This is a genomic window from Catellatospora chokoriensis (genome assembly GCF_011297315.1).
GTDB lineage: Bacteria > Actinomycetota > Actinomycetes > Mycobacteriales > Micromonosporaceae > Catellatospora > Catellatospora citrea.
In genome coordinates, this window is record NZ_JAAOTI010000027.1 from 79,544 (window position 1) to 96,965 (window position 17,422).

General features: G+C 70.5%; 18 protein-coding genes. 15 read left to right on the forward strand and 3 right to left on the reverse strand.

The window, feature by feature from the left end; translation table 11 throughout:
* Window positions 1–20 precede the first annotated feature (20 nt).
* A complete protein-coding gene (locus HAV39_RS32315) occupies window positions 21–1,043 on the forward strand; it encodes a tRNA (adenine-N1)-methyltransferase (protein ID WP_191842965.1) in 1,023 nt (340 codons plus the stop codon).
* Window positions 1,034–1,615: a hypothetical protein gene (locus tag HAV39_RS32320; protein WP_120315593.1), complete on the forward strand. Its 582-nt coding sequence runs from the start codon at window positions 1,034–1,036 to the stop codon at window positions 1,613–1,615. The genes HAV39_RS32315 and HAV39_RS32320 overlap by 10 nt, the downstream gene beginning before the upstream one ends.
* Window positions 1,616–1,754: 139 nt before the next feature.
* On the opposite strand, the gene HAV39_RS32325 is transcribed toward HAV39_RS32320, so the two are convergent.
* The gene (locus HAV39_RS32325; protein ID WP_191842966.1) at window positions 1,755–2,039 is read right to left on the reverse strand and encodes a ferredoxin; all 285 of its coding nucleotides are present in this window, start codon (window positions 2,037–2,039) and stop codon (window positions 1,755–1,757) included.
* Between the two features lie 194 nt (window positions 2,040–2,233).
* Between HAV39_RS32325 and arc the strand changes: the two genes are divergently transcribed.
* Window positions 2,234–4,000: a proteasome ATPase gene (gene arc, locus HAV39_RS32330; protein WP_120315591.1), complete on the forward strand. Its 1,767-nt coding sequence runs from the start codon at window positions 2,234–2,236 to the stop codon at window positions 3,998–4,000.
* A 66-nt stretch (window positions 4,001–4,066) separates the two neighbouring features.
* Here the strand turns inward: arc and HAV39_RS32335 are convergent, their stop codons facing one another.
* Complete coding sequence (locus tag HAV39_RS32335; protein ID WP_191842967.1) at window positions 4,067–5,023, reverse strand: glycosyltransferase family 2 protein; 957 nt, start codon at window positions 5,021–5,023, stop codon at window positions 4,067–4,069.
* Window positions 5,024–5,208: 185 nt separating this feature from the next.
* Here HAV39_RS32335 and dop point away from each other — a divergent pair, with 185 nt between their 5' ends.
* The 6 genes from dop to HAV39_RS32365 all read left to right on the forward strand — a co-directional run bounded on the left by dop (window position 5,209) and on the right by HAV39_RS32365 (window position 11,075).
* Window positions 5,209–6,726, forward strand: coding sequence for a depupylase/deamidase Dop (gene dop / locus HAV39_RS32340; RefSeq protein WP_342355593.1), 1,518 nt, complete (start codon window positions 5,209–5,211; stop codon window positions 6,724–6,726).
* Window positions 6,727–6,787: 61 nt separating this feature from the next.
* Window positions 6,788–7,000, forward strand: coding sequence for a ubiquitin-like protein Pup (locus HAV39_RS32345; protein WP_191842968.1), 213 nt, complete (start codon window positions 6,788–6,790; stop codon window positions 6,998–7,000).
* A 206-nt stretch (window positions 7,001–7,206) separates the two neighbouring features.
* Window positions 7,207–8,049 carry a proteasome subunit beta gene (gene prcB, locus HAV39_RS32350; RefSeq protein WP_191842969.1) on the forward strand — a complete coding sequence of 281 codons (843 nt, stop codon included), beginning with the start codon at window positions 7,207–7,209 and terminating at the stop codon, window positions 8,047–8,049.
* A gap of 43 nt (window positions 8,050–8,092) precedes the next feature.
* A complete protein-coding gene (gene prcA, locus HAV39_RS32355) occupies window positions 8,093–8,878 on the forward strand; it encodes a proteasome subunit alpha (RefSeq protein WP_191842970.1) in 786 nt (261 codons plus the stop codon).
* 307 nt (window positions 8,879–9,185) lie between these two features.
* The gene (gene pafA / locus HAV39_RS32360) at window positions 9,186–10,544 is read left to right on the forward strand and encodes a Pup--protein ligase (RefSeq protein ID WP_120315584.1); all 1,359 of its coding nucleotides are present in this window, start codon (window positions 9,186–9,188) and stop codon (window positions 10,542–10,544) included.
* A 324-nt stretch (window positions 10,545–10,868) separates the two neighbouring features.
* Window positions 10,869–11,075, forward strand: a complete 207-nt coding sequence (locus tag HAV39_RS32365; protein WP_191842971.1) for a hypothetical protein — start codon at window positions 10,869–10,871, stop codon at window positions 11,073–11,075.
* Between the two features lie 96 nt (window positions 11,076–11,171).
* On the opposite strand, the gene HAV39_RS32370 is transcribed toward HAV39_RS32365, so the two are convergent.
* Window positions 11,172–12,257 (reverse strand): DUF3866 family protein, encoded by a 1,086-nt coding sequence (locus HAV39_RS32370; protein ID WP_191842972.1) that lies wholly within the window; start codon window positions 12,255–12,257, stop codon window positions 11,172–11,174.
* A 415-nt stretch (window positions 12,258–12,672) separates the two neighbouring features.
* Here HAV39_RS32370 and HAV39_RS32375 point away from each other — a divergent pair, with 415 nt between their 5' ends.
* From HAV39_RS32375 to HAV39_RS32400, 6 genes are all read left to right on the forward strand, one after another.
* Window positions 12,673–13,671, forward strand: a complete 999-nt coding sequence (locus tag HAV39_RS32375) for a helix-turn-helix transcriptional regulator (protein WP_191842973.1) — start codon at window positions 12,673–12,675, stop codon at window positions 13,669–13,671.
* A gap of 111 nt (window positions 13,672–13,782) precedes the next feature.
* On the forward strand, window positions 13,783–14,730 hold the full coding sequence (locus HAV39_RS32380; RefSeq protein WP_191842974.1) for a helix-turn-helix transcriptional regulator: 948 nt from the start codon (window positions 13,783–13,785) through the stop codon (window positions 14,728–14,730).
* Window positions 14,731–14,783: 53 nt separating this feature from the next.
* Window positions 14,784–15,050, forward strand: a complete 267-nt coding sequence (locus HAV39_RS32385) for a hypothetical protein (protein WP_191842975.1) — start codon at window positions 14,784–14,786, stop codon at window positions 15,048–15,050.
* A 190-nt stretch (window positions 15,051–15,240) separates the two neighbouring features.
* Window positions 15,241–15,510, forward strand: a complete 270-nt coding sequence (gene tatA / locus HAV39_RS32390) for a Sec-independent protein translocase subunit TatA (RefSeq protein WP_120315579.1) — start codon at window positions 15,241–15,243, stop codon at window positions 15,508–15,510.
* An 82-nt stretch (window positions 15,511–15,592) separates the two neighbouring features.
* Window positions 15,593–16,453: a twin-arginine translocase subunit TatC gene (gene tatC / locus HAV39_RS32395; RefSeq protein ID WP_373311907.1), complete on the forward strand. Its 861-nt coding sequence runs from the start codon at window positions 15,593–15,595 to the stop codon at window positions 16,451–16,453.
* A gap of 36 nt (window positions 16,454–16,489) precedes the next feature.
* On the forward strand, window positions 16,490–17,389 hold the full coding sequence (locus HAV39_RS32400) for a YegS/Rv2252/BmrU family lipid kinase (protein WP_191842977.1): 900 nt from the start codon (window positions 16,490–16,492) through the stop codon (window positions 17,387–17,389).
* Window positions 17,390–17,422 lie beyond the last annotated feature (33 nt).

The following is a 17,422-nucleotide window of genomic DNA, read 5'->3' on the forward strand; positions in this document are numbered from 1 at the left end:
AGACAGGAACCTGACCGATCATGACCGAACCGACGAATGAACATGGCTCGTCCCGGGGCGCCGCCGCTCTCGCGGCGCCCCAAGCGACTCCCCATGTTCAGCCCGCGCGACGCGGCAACTTCGTCGCCGGCGACCGGGTGCAGCTGACCGACCCGAAGAACCGCATGCACACCATCGTGCTGGAGCCCGGGAAGGCCTTCCACACCCACCGCGGCATCCTCGCCCACGACGACCTCATCGGCCTGCCCGACGGCAGCGTCGTGCACTCGTCGGGCAACACGGCCTACCTGGCACTGCGCCCGCTGCTGGCCGACTACGTGCTGTCCATGCCGCGCGGCGCGCAGGTGATCTACCCCAAGGACGCGGCCCAGATCGTGGCCATGGGCGACATCTTCCCCGGCGCCAAGGTGCTGGAGGCGGGCGTGGGTTCGGGCGCGCTGTCCTGCTCACTGCTGCGCGCGGTGGGGCCCGAGGGGCAGCTGTGGTCCTACGAGCTGCGCGACGACTTCGCCGCGGTGGCCCGCAAGAACGTGCAGAACTGGTTCGGCAGCACCTGGGCGGCCGACGGCAAGCCCGCTGACCCGCTGCAGCCGTCCTGGCACCTGCACGTGGGCGACGTCGCCGACAACGCCGAGACCGGGTTCGACCGGATCATCCTGGACATGCTCACCCCGTGGGAGGCCCTCGACATGGTCGAGCGCGCCCTACTGCCGGGCGGCGTGTTCATCGGCTACGTGGCCACCACGCCGCAGCTGTCCGAGCTGGTCGAGGCGCTGCGCGAGCGCGGCTTCACCGAGCCGCTGGCCTGGGAGTCGCTGGTGCGCGACTGGCACGCCGACGGCCTGGCCGTGCGGCCCGACCACCGCATGATCGCGCACACCGCGTTCCTGGTGCGCGCCCGCAAGCTGGCCCCCGGGGTCACCGCGCCGCCGCGGCGGCGCAAGCCGAGCAAGGGCCGCGAGGCGTACGAGCTGCGCAAGAAGGCTGCCGCCCCCGCTGAGACACCCGACGCCGGCGCTGTCGCCGACGAGGTATGGGAGTAGGAGAGACACCCGTGAACGTGCCCCCGGCCGTGTTCCCCGACTGGTCGCCGTACCCGGACCTGGACAGCGCGGCCCGGGCCTACCTGCGTGACCCGGAGGTCGCGCTGGACGCCCTGGAGGGCGTCCTGCGCGGCACCCAGGTGCTCGGGTTCACGCTGGAGCGATTCGTCAACGAGTTCAACGGCGTGTGGCAGGAGGTCGTCGTCTGCGACGGCTCCCGGCTGCTGCTGTGGCACGGCGAGGACACGGCCCCCGGGGACGGCCCCGCCGGCTCGATGATCTCGTCGCTGCGGGTGGTCCCGCTGTCGGTGATCACCGAGGTGGGCTGCCGCCGGCGGCTCAGCCGCACCGCCGGCAACCACCTGCGCGTCGACAGCGTCGACGTGTACCTGCTGCTCAGCTCGCTGGACGAGTCCAGCAACGGCCACCCGCTGGACGACCCGCAGCACGTGGTCCGCCAGGACGCGCTCCGCTTCGGCAAGACCCTGGAGGACGGCGGCTCCGGCCAGATCGCCCGGCTGGAGGAGTTCGCCCAGCTCGTGGCATCCCTCGCCGGCCGACCCATGCTCTGACGGCCGCGGTGGCGGCGGAGATCGCCGGCTCGTGTCAGGAAGTGCGGTCAGACCGCGCTTTCTGACACAAAACGCCGATCACGGACATCGTCGGTCGCCGGCGGGGGTCCGGGTGTCCGGATGGTGGGATGCGGGAAGGTCAGCGCAGGGCTGCGCGTTCTTCCTCGGACAGGGGTTCCCCGTCATGGGTGCGCTGGATGTGGATGCACTCACCGGGGCACTCCTGGGCGGCATCGATGACCTCCAGGCGCAGGTGGGCCGGAATCTCGACGGTCGCACCCGGGCTGAGCAGCAGTTCCCCGTCGTCGCCCTTCACGTACGCGAGGCCGTCGACGTCGAACTCGAACACCTCGGGGGCGTACTGCACGCACAGGCCGTCGCCCGTGCAGAGGTCCTGATCCACTCGCACCCTCAGCTCACTCACGTACCCGACCCTAGCGCCCCGCTCCGAGCGGATCCGTGGGAGGTCGGCCGACAGGGCAGATTCTCGATCGAGTTCTGGGTACGGGGGTGTCGGGAGGGTTCAACTGAGGCGATCAGCCGCTAGTGTTAGGAGCACCCTAAACGTCGGCCGAACGAGGTAGGACCGGCGGGAGGACACCCCCGGGGAGGTGGGACGTGGCAAAGAGCGACGACGCGGATGCGCGCGCCGCGCGGTGGGAGAAGGAAGCCAACGATCTCTCCACTCAGGTCGCGTTCCTGCAAGAGGAGCTCGCCCTGTTGCGGCGCAAGTTGAGTGAGAGCCCGCGGCATGTGAGGCAACTGGAGGAGCGGCTCGCCGCGACCCAGGCCCAGCTGTCGCGGCTCACGGAGAACAACGAGCGGTTGGTGGCCACGCTCAAGGAGGCGCGCGCCCAGATCGTGACGCTCAAGGAGGAGATCGACCGGCTGGCGCAACCGCCCAGCGGGTACGGCGTCTTCCTCTCGCGGCACGAGGACGGCACGGTGGACGTCTTCACGGGCGGGCGCAAGCTGAGGGTGGCAGTGTCGCCGTCGCTTGACGTCGATGCGCTGCAACGGGGACAGGAGGTGCTCCTCAACGACGCCCTCAACATCGTCGACGCGCTCGGTTTCGAGCGGGCCGGCGAGGTGGTGACGCTGAAGGAGATCCTCGACGGGGGCGACCGGGCACTGGTCGTCTCGCACGCCGACGAGGAGCGGATCGTCTTCCTCGCGGAGGGCCTGATCGGCGGGCTGCTGCGGTCCGGCGACTCCCTCATGATCGAACCCCGGTCCGCGTACGCCTATGAGCGCATCCCCAAGAGCGAGGTCGAGGACCTGGTTCTGGAGGAGGTGCCGGACGTCGACTACCACGACATCGGTGGCCTGGTGTCCCAGATCGAGCAGATCCGCGACGCCGTGGAGCTGCCCTTCCTGCACGCGGACCTGTTCCGCGAGCACCAGCTGCGCCCGCCGAAGGGCGTGCTGCTCTACGGTCCTCCCGGCTGCGGCAAGACGCTGATCGCCAAGGCGGTCGCGAACTCCCTGGCCAAGAAGATCGCCGAGCGGCGCGGCGAGGAGAAGAAGACCAGCTACTTCCTCAACATCAAGGGTCCGGAGCTGCTCAACAAGTACGTCGGCGAGACCGAGCGGCACATCCGGCTGATCTTCCAGCGGGCCCGGGAGAAGGCCTCGGAAGGCACGCCGGTGATCGTGTTCTTCGACGAGATGGACTCGATCTTCCGTACCCGCGGCTCGGGTGTCTCCTCCGACGTGGAGAACACCATCGTTCCCCAGCTGCTCAGCGAGATCGACGGTGTCGAGGGCCTGGAGAACGTCATCATCATCGGCGCCTCGAACCGCGAGGACATGATCGACCCGGCGATCCTGCGTCCGGGCCGGCTCGACGTCAAGATCAAGATCGAGCGTCCGGACGCCGAAGCGGCCAAGGACATCTTCAGCAAGTACATCCTGACCGGCCTGCCGTTGTCCCCGGACGACCTGGCCGAGCACGGTGGTTCCGCCGAGGCGTGCGTGCACGCGATGATCAACTCGGTGGTGCTGCGGATGTACTCGGAGACCGAGGAGAACCGCTTCCTGGAGGTCACCTACGCCAACGGTGACAAGGAGGTCCTGTACTTCAAGGACTTCAACTCCGGCGCCATGATCCAGAACATCGTGGACCGCGGCAAGAAGATGGCGATCAAGGAGTTCCTGTCCTCCGGCAAGAAGGGCCTGCGCCTCCAGCACCTGCTGGACGCCTGCCTGGACGAGTTCCGCGAGAACGAGGACCTCCCGAACACCACCAACCCCGACGACTGGGCACGTATCTCCGGCAAGAAGGGCGAGCGGATCGTGTACATCCGAACGCTGGTCTCCGGCGGCAAGGGCACCGAGTCGGGCCGGTCCATCGAGACCGCCAGCAACACCGGTCAGTACCTCTGACCGCAGGCGCAAGGACGGCGCCCGTCCCTTCCGGGGGCGGGCGCCGTCGCCGTCCGTGGGCCGCGGTCAGCGCGCGGCGACCTGCTCGGCGGCCTCCGCCGAGTCGTACCCGACGATGTACGTCGGCCGCCCCTTGATCTCCGTGTACAGCCGGCCCATGTACTCGCCCAGCAGCCCCAGACACAGCAGCTGCACCCCGCCCAGGAACAGGATCGCGGTGAACAGCGACGTCCAGCCGCTGACCGTCTCACCCATCGCGAACCGCACCACGCTGTAGCAGCCGAGCACGAAACACGCGAAGAAGCTCAGCACCCCCGACCACGTCGCCAGGCGCAGCGGCGCGGCGGAGAAGTTCGTGACGCTGTCGACCGCCAGCTTGATCATCTTGCTCAGCGGATACTTCGTGCTCCCGGCCGCCCGCACGTCGCGCCGGTACGTCACCTCGCCGCTCGGGAAGCCCAGCCACGGCACCAGCAGCCGGTACACCGGCTGGCGCTCCGGCATCGCCCGCAGCGCCTCCACCGCCGCCCGGCTCAGCAACCGGAAGTCGCCCGCGTCGGCCGGCACCTTCTTGCCCACCAGCCGGCGCATCAGCAGGTAGTAGACCTGCGCGGTGTGCCGCTTGAAGGCCGTGTCCGTGGTCCGGTCGTCGCGCACGCCGTACACGATGTCCAGCGACTCGGCCCGCGCCAGCGCCAGCATGTCCAGGATCTTCTCCGGCGGGTCCTGCAGGTCGGCGTCGATGCTCGCCACGTACTCGCCGCGCGCCCGGTGCAGGCCCGCGGTCAGCGCCGCCTGGTGGCCGCTGTTGCGCCGCAGGCGCACCACCCGCAGCCGCGGCCACTCCCGGCAGGCCAGCAGCAGCATGGGCGCGGTCGCGTCCGAGCTGCCGTCGTCGACCGCCACCACCTCGTAGTCCAGCCCGGCCCCGTCCAGCAGCGGGCGCAGCCGCGCGATGAGCAGGGGCAGCACCTCCTGCTCGTTGTACATGGGGATCACCACAGACAGCACCGGAGGGGTCATTCGCACGGTCCTTCATCGCAGCGCCGGGTCCAGAACGGGGATGCTATCCCGGTCGCCCGACGCCTGCGGGACGGTCACGATCGCGGGTGGCATGCGGGTGTACGAAAGGCGCTGAACCTCCCAGGCTGGCCCGAACACGGATGCTCTCCTCGTCTCACCGGTCAGGGTGTGAGAGGCTTCGTTGCATGAGCGTGCGGCGGATCATGGGTACCGAGGTCGAGTACGGAATCTCCGTACCGGGACAGCCCGGGGCCAACCCGATGGTGACCTCGTCCCAGGTCGTGAACGCCTACGGGGCCCGCCCCGAACTCGCCCGCGGCGGCCGGGCCCGCTGGGACTACGAGGAGGAGTCGCCGCTGCGCGACGCCCGGGGCTTCAGCTACACCGGCGCGGCGTACGACCCGGCGGAGGCGCTCGCCGACGAGGACCTGGGCCTGGCCAACGTCATCCTGACCAACGGCGCCCGGCTCTACGTCGACCACGCCCACCCGGAGTACTCCACCCCCGAGGTGACCAACCCGCTCGACGTGGTGCGCTGGGACAAGGCCGGCGAGCAGGTCATGGCCGAGGGCGCGCGCCGCGCCGCGACCATCCCGGGCAGCCACCCGATCCACCTCTACAAGAACAACACCGACAACAAGGGCGCCTCGTACGGTGCGCACGAGAACTACCTCATGCGCCGGCAGACCCCCTTCGCGGACATCGTCACCTACCTGACCCCGTTCTTCGTGACGCGGCAGATCTTCTGCGGCGCCGGCCGGGTCGGCATCGGCCAGGACGGCAGCCAGGCCGGGTTCCAGATCACCCAGCGCGCCGACTTCTTCGAGGTCGAGGTGGGCCTGGAGACCACGCTGAAGCGGCCCATCATCAACACCCGCGACGAGCCGCACGCCGACGCGGACAAGTACCGCCGCCTGCACGTGATCATCGGTGACGCGAACCTGTCGGAGATCTCGACCTACCTCAAGGTCGGCACCACCGCGCTCATCCTCACCATGATCGAGGAGAAGGCGCTCACCGCCGACCTCGGCATCGCCGACCCCGTCGCCGAGCTGCGCGCGGTCAGCCACGACCCGACCCTCAAGCACACCATGCGGCTGCGCGACGGCCGCCGGCTCACCGCGCTCGACCTGCAGTGGGCCTTCTTCGAGCGGGCCCACGCCTTCGTCGAGGCGCGCACCGGCGCCGACACCGACGCCCAGACCCGCGACGTGCTCGACCGCTGGGAGAGCGTGCTTAGCCGGCTCGGCGACGACCCGATGCAGCTCGCCGACGAGCTGGACTGGGTGGCCAAGCTGCGCCTGCTGGAGGGCTACCGCGAGCGGGAGAACCTGGGCTGGGCGTCGTCCAAGCTCCAGCTGGTCGACCTGCAGTACAGCGACGTGCGCCCGGAGAAGGGCCTCTACCACCGCCTGGTGGCCCGCGGCGCGATGAAGACGCTGCTGGACCCCGAGTCGACCCGCACCGCGATGACCGAGCCGCCGGACGACACGCGGGCGTACTTCCGCGGTCGCTGCCTGGCCAAGTACGCGTCCGAAGTGGTCGCCGCGAGCTGGGACTCGGTCATCTTCGACGTGGGCCGGGAGGCCCTGGTCAGGGTGCCCATGATGGAGCCGGAGCGCGGCACGAAGAAACACGTCGGCGCGCTCTTCGACCGTTGCCCCAGCGCAAAGGATCTTCTTGAAGTGATCACCGCCGGGTGATCGCTTTAGTCGGTCCCGCGCGCTACGTTTAAGGCCCACAGGCGACGTCAGGGAGGCGCAGATGGCCACGCAGGACGGTGGACAGTCACAGTCGGGCCGCTCGAAGGGCGAGCAGGAGGCCGAGTCGGTCGCGCCCGAGGTGAACCCCGAGGTTGCCGAGCGCGTCGAGAAGATCGGCGAGGACGTCGACGACATCCTCGACGAGATCGACGCCGTCCTCGAGGAGAACGCCGAGGAGTTCATCCGCGGATACGTGCAAAAGGGCGGTCAGTGAGCTAAAGCGGGGTAAAACGGACAGGCCTATGGCGTGTCCGTTGCTCTGTCGGGCCTGACCGGACATCCGCCTGGCGTGCGGCGCACCCGACACTCGAGCACGTTGACCATGACGGCCGATTCGGTAACGTACGTGTCATCCTGAGCCATCCGCGCAGGACAACTTGGACCACCAGCCAGGGCGATCGAGTATCTGAAGGAGACAGCGTGTCAGCGGGTCTTGGTTCACCCGGGCGTCTACCAGCTAGTTTCACCACGCCGGGAACGTCGTCTTTCACGGACTTCCTGACCCAGGTCGCGCCGGAGCTGCTGCCCGGCCGACGGACTCTGCCCGCGGGCATGAACGCCGACCTGGCCCCGCACGCCACCACGATCGTCGCGATCAGCACGAACGAGGGCGTGGTGATGGCCGGTGACCGGCGCGCCACCATGGGCAACCTCATCGCGAGCCGCGACATCGAGAAGGTGCACCCCGCCGACCCGTACTCGCTGATCGGCATCGCGGGCACGGCCGGTGTCGGCATCGAGCTGATGCGGCTGTTCCAGGTGGAGCTGCAGCACTACGAGAAGATCGAGGGCGCGATGCTCTCGCTCGACGGCAAGGCCAACCGGCTGGCCACGATGATCCGGCAGAACCTCGGCGCGGCCATGCAGGGGCTGGCCGTGATCCCGCTGTTCGCCGGGTTCGACCTCGACGCGAAGACGCCCGGCAAGGTGGGGCGCATCTTCAGCTTCGACATCGCCGGCGGCCTGTACGAGGAGCACGGCGGTTACGACGCGATCGGTTCTGGTTCGCTGTTCGCGAAGTCGTCGCTGAAGAAGCGCTACAAGCAGGGGCTGGGCATCGCCGAGGCGGCGCAGCTCGCGGTGGAGGCGCTGTTCGACGCGGCCGACGACGACACCGCCACCGGTGGCCCCGACGTCATCCGCAAGATCTTCCCCGTGGTGATGACCGCGACCGCAGAGGGCACGCAGCGCCTGACCGACGAGGAGACGGCGGCCATGGCCGAGAACGTCATCGCGGCGCGGGCTCTGCAGCCGGGCGCCTGACCCTCATCCGCTCTCCCGAAACTCCATAAGGAGAAGACACGCCGTGGCCATGCAGTTCTACGCCTCGCCTGAGCAGATCATGCGGGACCGCTCGGAGTACGCCCGCAAGGGCATCGCGCGCGGTCGCAGCGTGGTCGTGCTGACGTACGCCGGTGGTGTGCTGTTCGTGGCGGAGAACCTCTCCACCACGCTGCACAAGGTGAGCGAGATCTACGACAAGATCGGGTTCGCGGCCGTGGGCCGCTACAACGAGTTCGAGAACCTCCGCAACGCCGGCGTGCGCATGGCCGACCTGCGGGGTTACTCCTACGACCGCCGGGACGTCACCGGGCGGGCGCTGGCCAGCGCGTACGCGCAGACCCTGGGCTCGATCTTCAGCGAGCAGGGCAAGCCGTACGAGGTGGAGATCTGCGTCGCCGAGGTGGGGACCGCGCCGGAGCACGACGAGCTGTACCGGCTGACCTATGACGGCTCGGTGCAGGACGAGCCGGGGTTCATGGCGATGGGCGGGCAGGCCGAGGCGATCGGCAACATTCTGCGTGCCGAGCACAGCGAGTCGCACACTCTCGGCGACGCGCTGAAGCTGGCGGTCAAGGCGCTGAGCAGCGTCGGCGGCGAGGGCGGCGCGGCCCGCACGCTGGCCCCGGAGCAGCTCGAGGTCGCGGTGCTGGAGCGGGCCCGGCCGGGTCGCAAGTTCCGGCGCGTGGCGGGCGCGGCGCTGACCGCTCTGGTGAACCCGGCTAAGGCGGAAACGGCGAAGGCGGATGCGCCCAAGGCGGAGGCGCCGAAGGCCGAGCCGCCCAAGACGGAGCCGCCCGCGGCGCAGTAGCCGCGGTCCGACGATCGGAAGAGCTGACGCCCGTGCCCCTTGGCACGGGCGTCAGCCGTTGGCGGGTGCGGGCCGCTGCGATGGCGGTCCGCGGCGGTGTGGCCGCCGGGTGCGCCGGTGACGGTGACAGCGGAGTCCGCGAATCGCCGGTGACCCGAGTTCTTGACACGGAAGTTGACGTCACGTTCCGTGATCACCCGTGCGCGACCTGCGGTTGCGGCGATCGGCGGGGATCCGTCGCGATTACACCGGCGGCGTCAGACCGTACGAGAGTGACCTTGGGCGTTCTGGCGGCTAGTGTCTGTGTATGGACCGACGAATCTTCGGACTCGAGACCGAGTACGGCGTCACCTGCACCTATCGGGGACAGCGCAGGCTGTCGCCCGACGAGGTGGCGCGCTACCTCTTCCGTCGGGTCGTCTCATGGGGACGGTCCAGCAATGTCTTCCTGCGCAACGGCGCACGCCTCTACCTCGACGTCGGTTCCCACCCCGAGTACGCGACCCCCGAGTGCGATTCGGTGGTCGATCTGGTGGCGCACGACCGGGCGGGTGAGCGGATCCTGGAGGGTCTGCTCGTCGACGCCGAGAAGCGGCTGCACGACGAGGGCATCGCGGGGGAGATCTACCTCTTCAAGAACAACACCGACTCGGCGGGCAACTCGTACGGCTGCCACGAGAACTACCTGGTGTCACGGCACGGGGAGTTCGGCCGGCTGGCGGACGTGCTGATCCCGTTCCTGGTGACGCGGCAGCTGATCTGCGGCGCGGGCAAGGTGCTGCAGACCCCGCGAGGGGCGGTCTACTGCCTGTCGCAGCGGGCCGAGCACATCTGGGAGGGCGTCTCCTCGGCGACCACCCGGTCCCGCCCGATCATCAACACCCGGGACGAGCCGCACGCCGACGCCGAGCGTTACCGGCGGCTGCACGTGATCGTCGGCGACTCGAACATGAACGAGGTCACCACGCTGCTGAAGGTGGGCAGCGCGGACCTGGTGCTCCGGATGATCGAGACCGGGGTGGCCATGCCCGACCTGGCCCTGGAGAACCCGATCCGGGCCATCCGGGAGGTGTCGCACGACATCACCGGGCGCCGCAAGGTGCGGCTGGCCAGCGGCAAGGAGGCCAGCGCGCTGGAGATCCAGCGGATCTACCACGAGAAGGCGACCGAGTTCGTGGCGCGGCGCTCGGGTGACCCGGCCGCGCAGCGGGTGATCGACCTGTGGGGCCGGGTGCTCACCGCGGTGGAGTCGGGCAACCTGGGCGACGTGGGCCGGGAGATCGACTGGGTGACCAAGCTGCGCGTCATCGAGGCGTACCAGCGCAAGCACGATCTGCCGCTGTCGAGCCCGCGGGTGGCGCAGATGGATCTGGCGTACCACGACCTGCGCCGCGGCCGGGGGCTGTACCCGCTGCTGGAGAAGCGCGGCAAGGTCGACCGGGTGGTGACCGACCTGCGCACGTTCGAGGCGAAGGAGACGCCGCCGCAGACGACCCGGGCACGGCTGCGGGGCGAGTTCATCCGGCACGCCCAGGAGAAGCGCCGCGACTTCACCGTCGACTGGGTTCACCTGAAGCTCAACGACCAGGCCCAGCGCACCGTCCTGTGCAAGGATCCCTTCCGCGCCCACGACGAGCGGGTCGAACGCCTCATCGCCAGCATGTGACCTGAAGAAGGGCACCTTCTCATCGCTCCGCGATGTAGCAGGTGCCCTTCGTCACGCTCCTCCCGTCTTCGTCACGCTCCTCCCGTCGGCCGCCTCGCGGCTCGGCGATGATCGCCGTTTGGTGTCAGATCGTCGGGTCGAAGCCCGGAATCCGGCACGAAACAGTGATCATGCACGGCGGAGCGGCGGCCCGGCCGAGGGGTGGAGCTGCGCGGGCGGCGGCCCGGCGCAGCGTGGCATGGCGTCCCGTGGGCGTGGGGCGGTGTGGTGCAGGAGGGCGGCCGGTGGTCGGGGCGGGGTGGAGCTGGCTAAGCTCGCTGCACTATGAGCGAGCACCACGATCCGCGGACCGAACCGGTCGAGCGCACCGGCGAGGAGGTGCGGTCCAACTGGGTCCAGCGCCGCCAAGACAAGATCTACAACGAGATCTCCGCCAACCGGCGCGGCGAGTACAAGGTGCCGACCTGGGTGCTGGCCGTGCTGCTCGGCCTGTTCGTCGCCGGCTGGGTCGCGCTGGTCGTCTTCAAGTAGACCCGGCCTCGCCTCACTGAATCCGCAGCTCATCCACCTTCTGTGGATGGGAGGGTGCCCTTCCACTACGCCTGGCGATAAGAAGGTGCCCTTCCTTCAGGAAGTGGCGAGGGTGGCGGCGTGGCGGCCGGCGGCTGCGCAGGCCAGGAAGTAGGCGTGGTCGCCGTCCAGGTCGCGGCCCATGGTCGACAGTTTGACGGGTGCGGCGCGCAGCGCCTCGTCGAGGCCCGCGACGGCGACGGTGACGATGCGGTGGCGGCCGGCCAGCGGCTCCAGCGCGCGGGCGACGTCGGCGGCGAGCGCCGCGGGCAGCTCGGCGGGGACCACCAGGTCCGCGGGGGCCAGGGCGACCCGGCCGAAAGCGGTCAGGCTGTGGTGGGACACGCCGCGGTGGCGGGGGCGCGGGTCGGCGTCGGAGATGCGCAGCGCGCCGACGGGCCGTCCGCCGAGCACGGCTGCGGCGTTGACCGCCTCGCCGGCGGCGACGCCGGAGAATCCCCAGGTCGTACCCGTCCCGAGGTTGCCGGGGCCCTGGCTGAGGATGGTGATGTCGGCGCGGAGCACGTGCCGGGCGGCGAGCAGCCCGGTGTGCACGTTGACGGCCTCCAGGTCGCCGCCCCAGGCCTGCCCGGTCGACACGGTGCCGACCAGCCGGTCGCGCAGCGCGTCGAGGGTGCGGGAGAAGCCGGCGGCCAGTGCGCCGCCGTCGGTGAGCAGGTATGCCACCCGGGCGGTCGGCGCGTCGGCGTGGATGCCGGCCAGGATCGCGGGCAGCGCCGAGTGCAGGTCGGCCACGACGACCGGCATGCCGCCGAGGTCCTGCGCGGCGGCGAGCACCGTGCGGTGCGGGGAGGCCTCCTCGTCGGCGGCCACCCGGATGGTCTGCAGCGGGCTGTAGCGGGCCTTGACGATGTGACCCGGCACGGGGGTGTCCTCGGGCAGGCGTCCGGGCAGCGCGACGACCATGGCGTAGCCGCCGGTGCCGAGGCCGAGGGCCAGGGCGTTCGTGTTCAGCAGCACCTCGTCGCCGACCTCGGGCCGGCCGACCAGGTCGGGGTAGGCGAGCGCGCGTACCGTCGCGGGGTCGTCGGGGGTGCGGGCGACGAGGGCGACGGTGAGTTCCTGTGCGCCGTGCCAACTGCGGCCGAGCCGCTCCACCGTGCCTGTCCGCCACCGAATCACGCCCCGACCCTATCGGCCCGCCCACCGACCCCCGCCCACGACGCCCCAGCGGCCCGCCCACCGACGCGCGCCCTGGCCGTGCCCCTAGTCCCGACCGGGCCTCCCGGCCCGGCCGCGTCCTGGCCGAGTCCCGGCCTCATCCCGGCCCTCGGTCCAGCCTGGTCCGCCCCGCCATGATCGCTCGACTTGCCTGGCAGGTGGGGGAATGGGCGCTCAAGATACGCACATGTGCCCGGCAAGTCGGACGATCATGGCGGGCGGGCGGTGGGCGGTCCGCCCGGGGCGAGGGGTCGTGACGGGGTGTGGTGGGGTGGCGGACAGGGCGTGAGCAGGTGTCGGACAACCGGTGCGCGGGTGGGGGAACAGGCCCTTGCCGGTTACCGCTCCGAGCGCTCACGCTGCTAGCGTGGCGGACGTGTCGCGCAGTCGAACCGAACGCCTGGTCAACCTTGTGATCTGTCTGCTGTCCACGCGGCGCTTCCTGACCGCCGCGCAGATCGCCGCCACCGTGCCCGGATACGAGCACAACGCCGACGACGCCCGTGAGCACGAGGCGTTCCAGCGCAAGTTCGAGCGGGACAAGGCCGAGCTGCGCGCGCTCGGCGTGCCGCTGGAGACCGGCACCGCCAGTGTCTTCGACACCGAGCCCGGTTACCGCATCGCCCGGCGCGACTACGCGCTGCCGGCGATCCCGCTGGCGCCCGACGAGGCCGCCGCGGTCGGCGTCGCGGCCCGGCTGTGGCGTCACGCCGGGCTGGCCGCCGCCGCCACCTCGGGTCTGGCCAAGCTGCGCGCCGGCGGGGTCGACGTGGACCCGCACGCGACCCTGGGCGTCGAGCCGGTGCTCGCCGTCGACGCCGCGTTCGAGCCGCTGACCGGGGCGGCCCGGGCCCGCCGTGAGGTGACCTTCCCCTACCGGGTGCCCGAGGACGACGCGCCGACCACCCGGTACCTGCAGCCGTGGGGTGTGGTCTGCTGGCGCGGCCGCTGGTATGTCGTCGGCCACGACACCGTCCGCGACGCCCCGCGCTGCTTCCGGCTGTCGCGCATCGTCGGCCCGGTGCGCCAGGTCGGCGAGGAGCGCGCCTTCGAGCCGCCGGCCGACCTCGACCTCATCAGCTATGTGGCTCGCTGGTCCGGGCCGGTGGAGCGCAACCGCACCACGCGCGTGCTGGTGCGGCCCGGCCGCGCCGCGGGTGTGCGCCGGTGGGCGGCGAACTGCACCGCCACCCCCGAGGGCGACGTGCTGGAGCTGCGCTACGCCGACGCGGACGGCTTCGCCGCCTGGCTGGTCGGCTACGGCGCGGACGTGACGGTGCTGGAGCCGGCCGAGGTGCGCGAGGCGACCATCGCGCGGCTGCGCGAGATCGCCGGCGTGAGCACCTCCGCCGAGCTGGCGGAGGTGGCCTCATGAGCTGGCTTCGCGAGCGAATCTGCGGGCGCAGCGAGGAGAAGGCATGAGCGAGCTTCGCGAGCGAATCAGCAGGCTCCGTGACGCCGCCGACGAGCGGAGCGAGGAGACGGCATGAGCAGCGCCAAGACGTCCGCGGACCGGCTGGCCCGGTTGCTGAACCTGGTGCCCTACCTGCTCGCCCGGCCGGGCATCGAGCTGGTCGAGGCCGCCGCCGACCTGGGCGTGTCCGAGCGGCAGTTGCGCGAGGACCTGGAACTGCTGTGGGTGTGCGGCCTGCCGGGCTACGGCCCGGGTGATCTGATCGACATGTCGTTCGACGGGGACCGGGTCACCATCACCTACGACGCGGGCATCGACCGGCCGCTGCGGCTCACGCCCGACGAGGCGACGGCGCTGGTGGTGGCGCTGCGCATGCTGGCCGAGACGCCGGGCGTGGCCGACCGGGACGCGATCCACCGCGCCCTGACGAAGATCGAGCAGGCCGCGGGCGAGATCGACGCGCCGGTCGCGGTGCGGCTGCCCGGCAACGACGACCGGCTGGCCGACCTGCGCTCGGCGCTGGAGCGCGGCAACGCGCTGCGGCTGAGCTACTACTCGGCGGCGCGGGACGTGTCCAGCGAGCGGGTCGTGGACCCGATGCGGCTGCTGTCGGTGTCCGGGCGCTCGTACCTGGAGGCCTGGTGCCGCTCGGCGGGCGCGGTGCGCATGTTCCGGGTGGACCGCATCGACGCACTGGTCGAGCTGGACGAGCGCGCTGCGCCGCCGGCGGAGGCGCAGTCCGGTGACGTCGCCGAGGGCGTGTTCCAGCCCGACCCGGACGCGCCGACGGTGACCCTGCGGGTGGGCCGGGGCGGTCGCTGGATCACCGAGTACTACCCGTGCGAGTCGGTGGTCGAGGTGACGCCGGAGGAGTGGCTGGTCTCGCTGCGCGTCAACGACATGGACTGGGCACGGCGGCTGGTGCTCGGGCTCGGGCCGCAGGTGGTCGTGGTGGCTCCGGCGGAGCTGGCCGACGCGGTGCGCGACAGCGCGGTGCAGGCGCTCGCGGCGTACGCGTAGCCCGCGGCGGCACGGCGGTCCGCGCCGCGCGGCGCACGCGTTAGGCTGCTGTCGTGGTGGCGTGGATCGTGGTGGCGGTGGTGTTGCTGAGCCTGGTGTTCCTGGGGCTGGTGCTGCGCGTGCTGCTGTGGCGCCTGGCGGGCCTCCAGGAGGCCGCGACCGAGCTCCAGCTCGTCGCCGTTCGGGCGCAGGAGCTGGTCAAGGTCGCCGAGGGGCTGCAGGCGCACGGCGACTCGCTGCGCGTCCGGCTGGAGCTGACCCAGGAGCGGATCGATCTGATCAAGGAGAGCACGGGCTCCCTGAAGATCAAACGAGGTTGATCCCGGTTCATCCGGTGGCCGGTCGCTGGTCACAAGCGTTGCTGCAGGAATCTGCAGCACCTCCCGCATCGCGTTGACGCTGCTTCCGGTGATGGTCGACACTTCACCTGCGGGCACACCCCGCCGGGCCGCGTACCATTAGTCCGGAACAAGTTGGTTCAACCCCCTCATCTTTCTGACTGGAGCAATCATGGGCGCCCTTAAGCCGTGGCACCTCATCCTCGTGGTCGTGGTGCTGGTGATCCTCTTCGGCTCGAAGAAGCTGCCGGACGCGGCCCGTTCGCTCGGTCGCTCGATGCGCATCTTCAAGGCCGAGACCAAGGCCCTGTCCGAGGACGGCAAGGACGGCAAGGACGCGACCGCTGAGAAGGCCGACGCCCAGGTGACGGCGCAGCAGCCGCTCGACGGCCAGGCCTCCGCCAAGCCGGTCGTGGACCCGGTCCAGCGCCAGCAGTCCTGAATCCCCTCCCCGGGCTGAAGACGTGAAGAACCCCCTGGCACGTCGCGGGCCGTCCCAGCGTGAGCGCGCTGCGGACGGCTCGATGACTCTCATCGAGCACATCCGGGAGCTGCGCAGCCGGCTGTTCAAGGCCTCGCTGGGCATCCTCGCGGGTCTGGCGGTCGGCCTGTACTTCGCCGAGCCCATCCAGGACTTCATCAACGCGCCCTACTGCAACTTCAAGGGCGATGCGATCTGCCAGTTCAACTCGACGTCGCCGGTCGACCCGTTCCTGCTGCAGCTGAAGATCGGGCTGTACGCGGGTCTGATCATCGCGTCGCCGATCTGGCTCTACCAGCTGTGGGCGTTCATCGCCCCGGGCCTGCACAAGCACGAGAAGCGCTACAGCTACCTGTTCACGGCCATCGCCGTGCCGCTGTTCGCGATGGGCGCGTTCCTGGCCTTCTTCGTCGTCACGAAGAGTCTTGTGTTCTTCCTGCAGATCTCCGACGGCTACGAGATCAACGTCGACCTGACCGGGTATTTCGACTTCGTCACCGGAGTGATGCTGCTCTTCGGTTTCGGGTTCGAGTTCCCGCTGATCCTGTTGATGCTCAACGTGGCCGGCGTGCTCACCGGCAAGCGGATGCTCGGCTGGTGGCGGGTGGCCATCTTCCTGATGTTCCTGTTCGCCGCCGTCGTGACGCCCACGCCGGACCCGTTCGGCATGACCGCGCTCGCGCTGGCCATGGCGGTGCTGTACTTCATCGTCGTCGGTGTGTCGATGCTGAACGACAAGCGCCGCAACCGCGGCAAGTCGATCTACGAGGGTCTCGAGGACGACGAGACGTCTTCTCTCGACGACTACGACACCGATAGCATCACGCCCGGCGAGCGCATCGAAGCGGTCGCGCCGGTCGCCTCCGCGGAGCCGATCGAGCGACGCTACGACGACATGACCTGATCGCGGCAGCTCGTCCCGCGGCTAGGAGTGGCGGGAATGAGTGCGGACGAGATCGTGGTGCTGAGGAACCCCGGCGCCGGCAGAGGCCGGCACCGGGGTTCTCTGCCTGGGGTGCTGGAACGCCTCGGCGCGGCCGGCCGCCCGGTTCGCGTGCTCGACGCGCCGACCGCCGCCGAAGCCGAGCAGGCCTGCCGCGACGCCGTCGCCGCCGGGGCGGGCGCGCTGGTCGCGATGGGCGGCGACGGCACCGTGCACCTGGCCCAGCAGGCCGTCGCGGGCACCGGGGTGCCGCTGGGCGTCATCCCCGCCGGCACCGGCAACGACTTCGCCACCAGCGCCGGGCTGCCCGCCGACCTGTACGCCGCCGCGGACGCCATCGCCGCCGCGCTGCGCGAGGGCCGCACCCGGGCGCTGGACCTGGCCCGCATCACCTGCCTCGACGGGACGGTGCGCTGGTACGGCGCGGTGCTCGCGGCCGGGTTCGACGCCATCGTCAACGAGCGCGGCAACCGCATGCGCTGGCCGCGCGGCCCGATCCGGTACGACCTCGCGGTGCTGCTGGAACTGGTCCGGCTGCGGCCCCGCCGCTACACGGTGACCGTCGACGGGCAGACCAGCGTGCTCGACGCGGTGCTGCTGGCCGTCGGCAACACCGCGGCGTACGGCGGCGGCATGCGCATCTGCCCCGACGCCGACGCCACCGACGGGCTGCTCGACATGGTCTGGGCCGAGCCGGTCTCCCGGGCCACCCTGATCCGCATCAAACCGCGCGTCTACCAGGGCACCCACATCACTCACCCGAAGGTGCGCTCGCTTCGGGCCCGCGAGATCACGCTCGCCGCCGAGGGCATCGTCTGCTACGCCGACGGCGAGCGCATCGGCCCGCTGCCGGTGACCATCACCGCCGTCCCGCAGGCGGTCCACCTGCTCGGCTGACCGCGTTATCGCAGCGCGACGGGAAGGGCACCG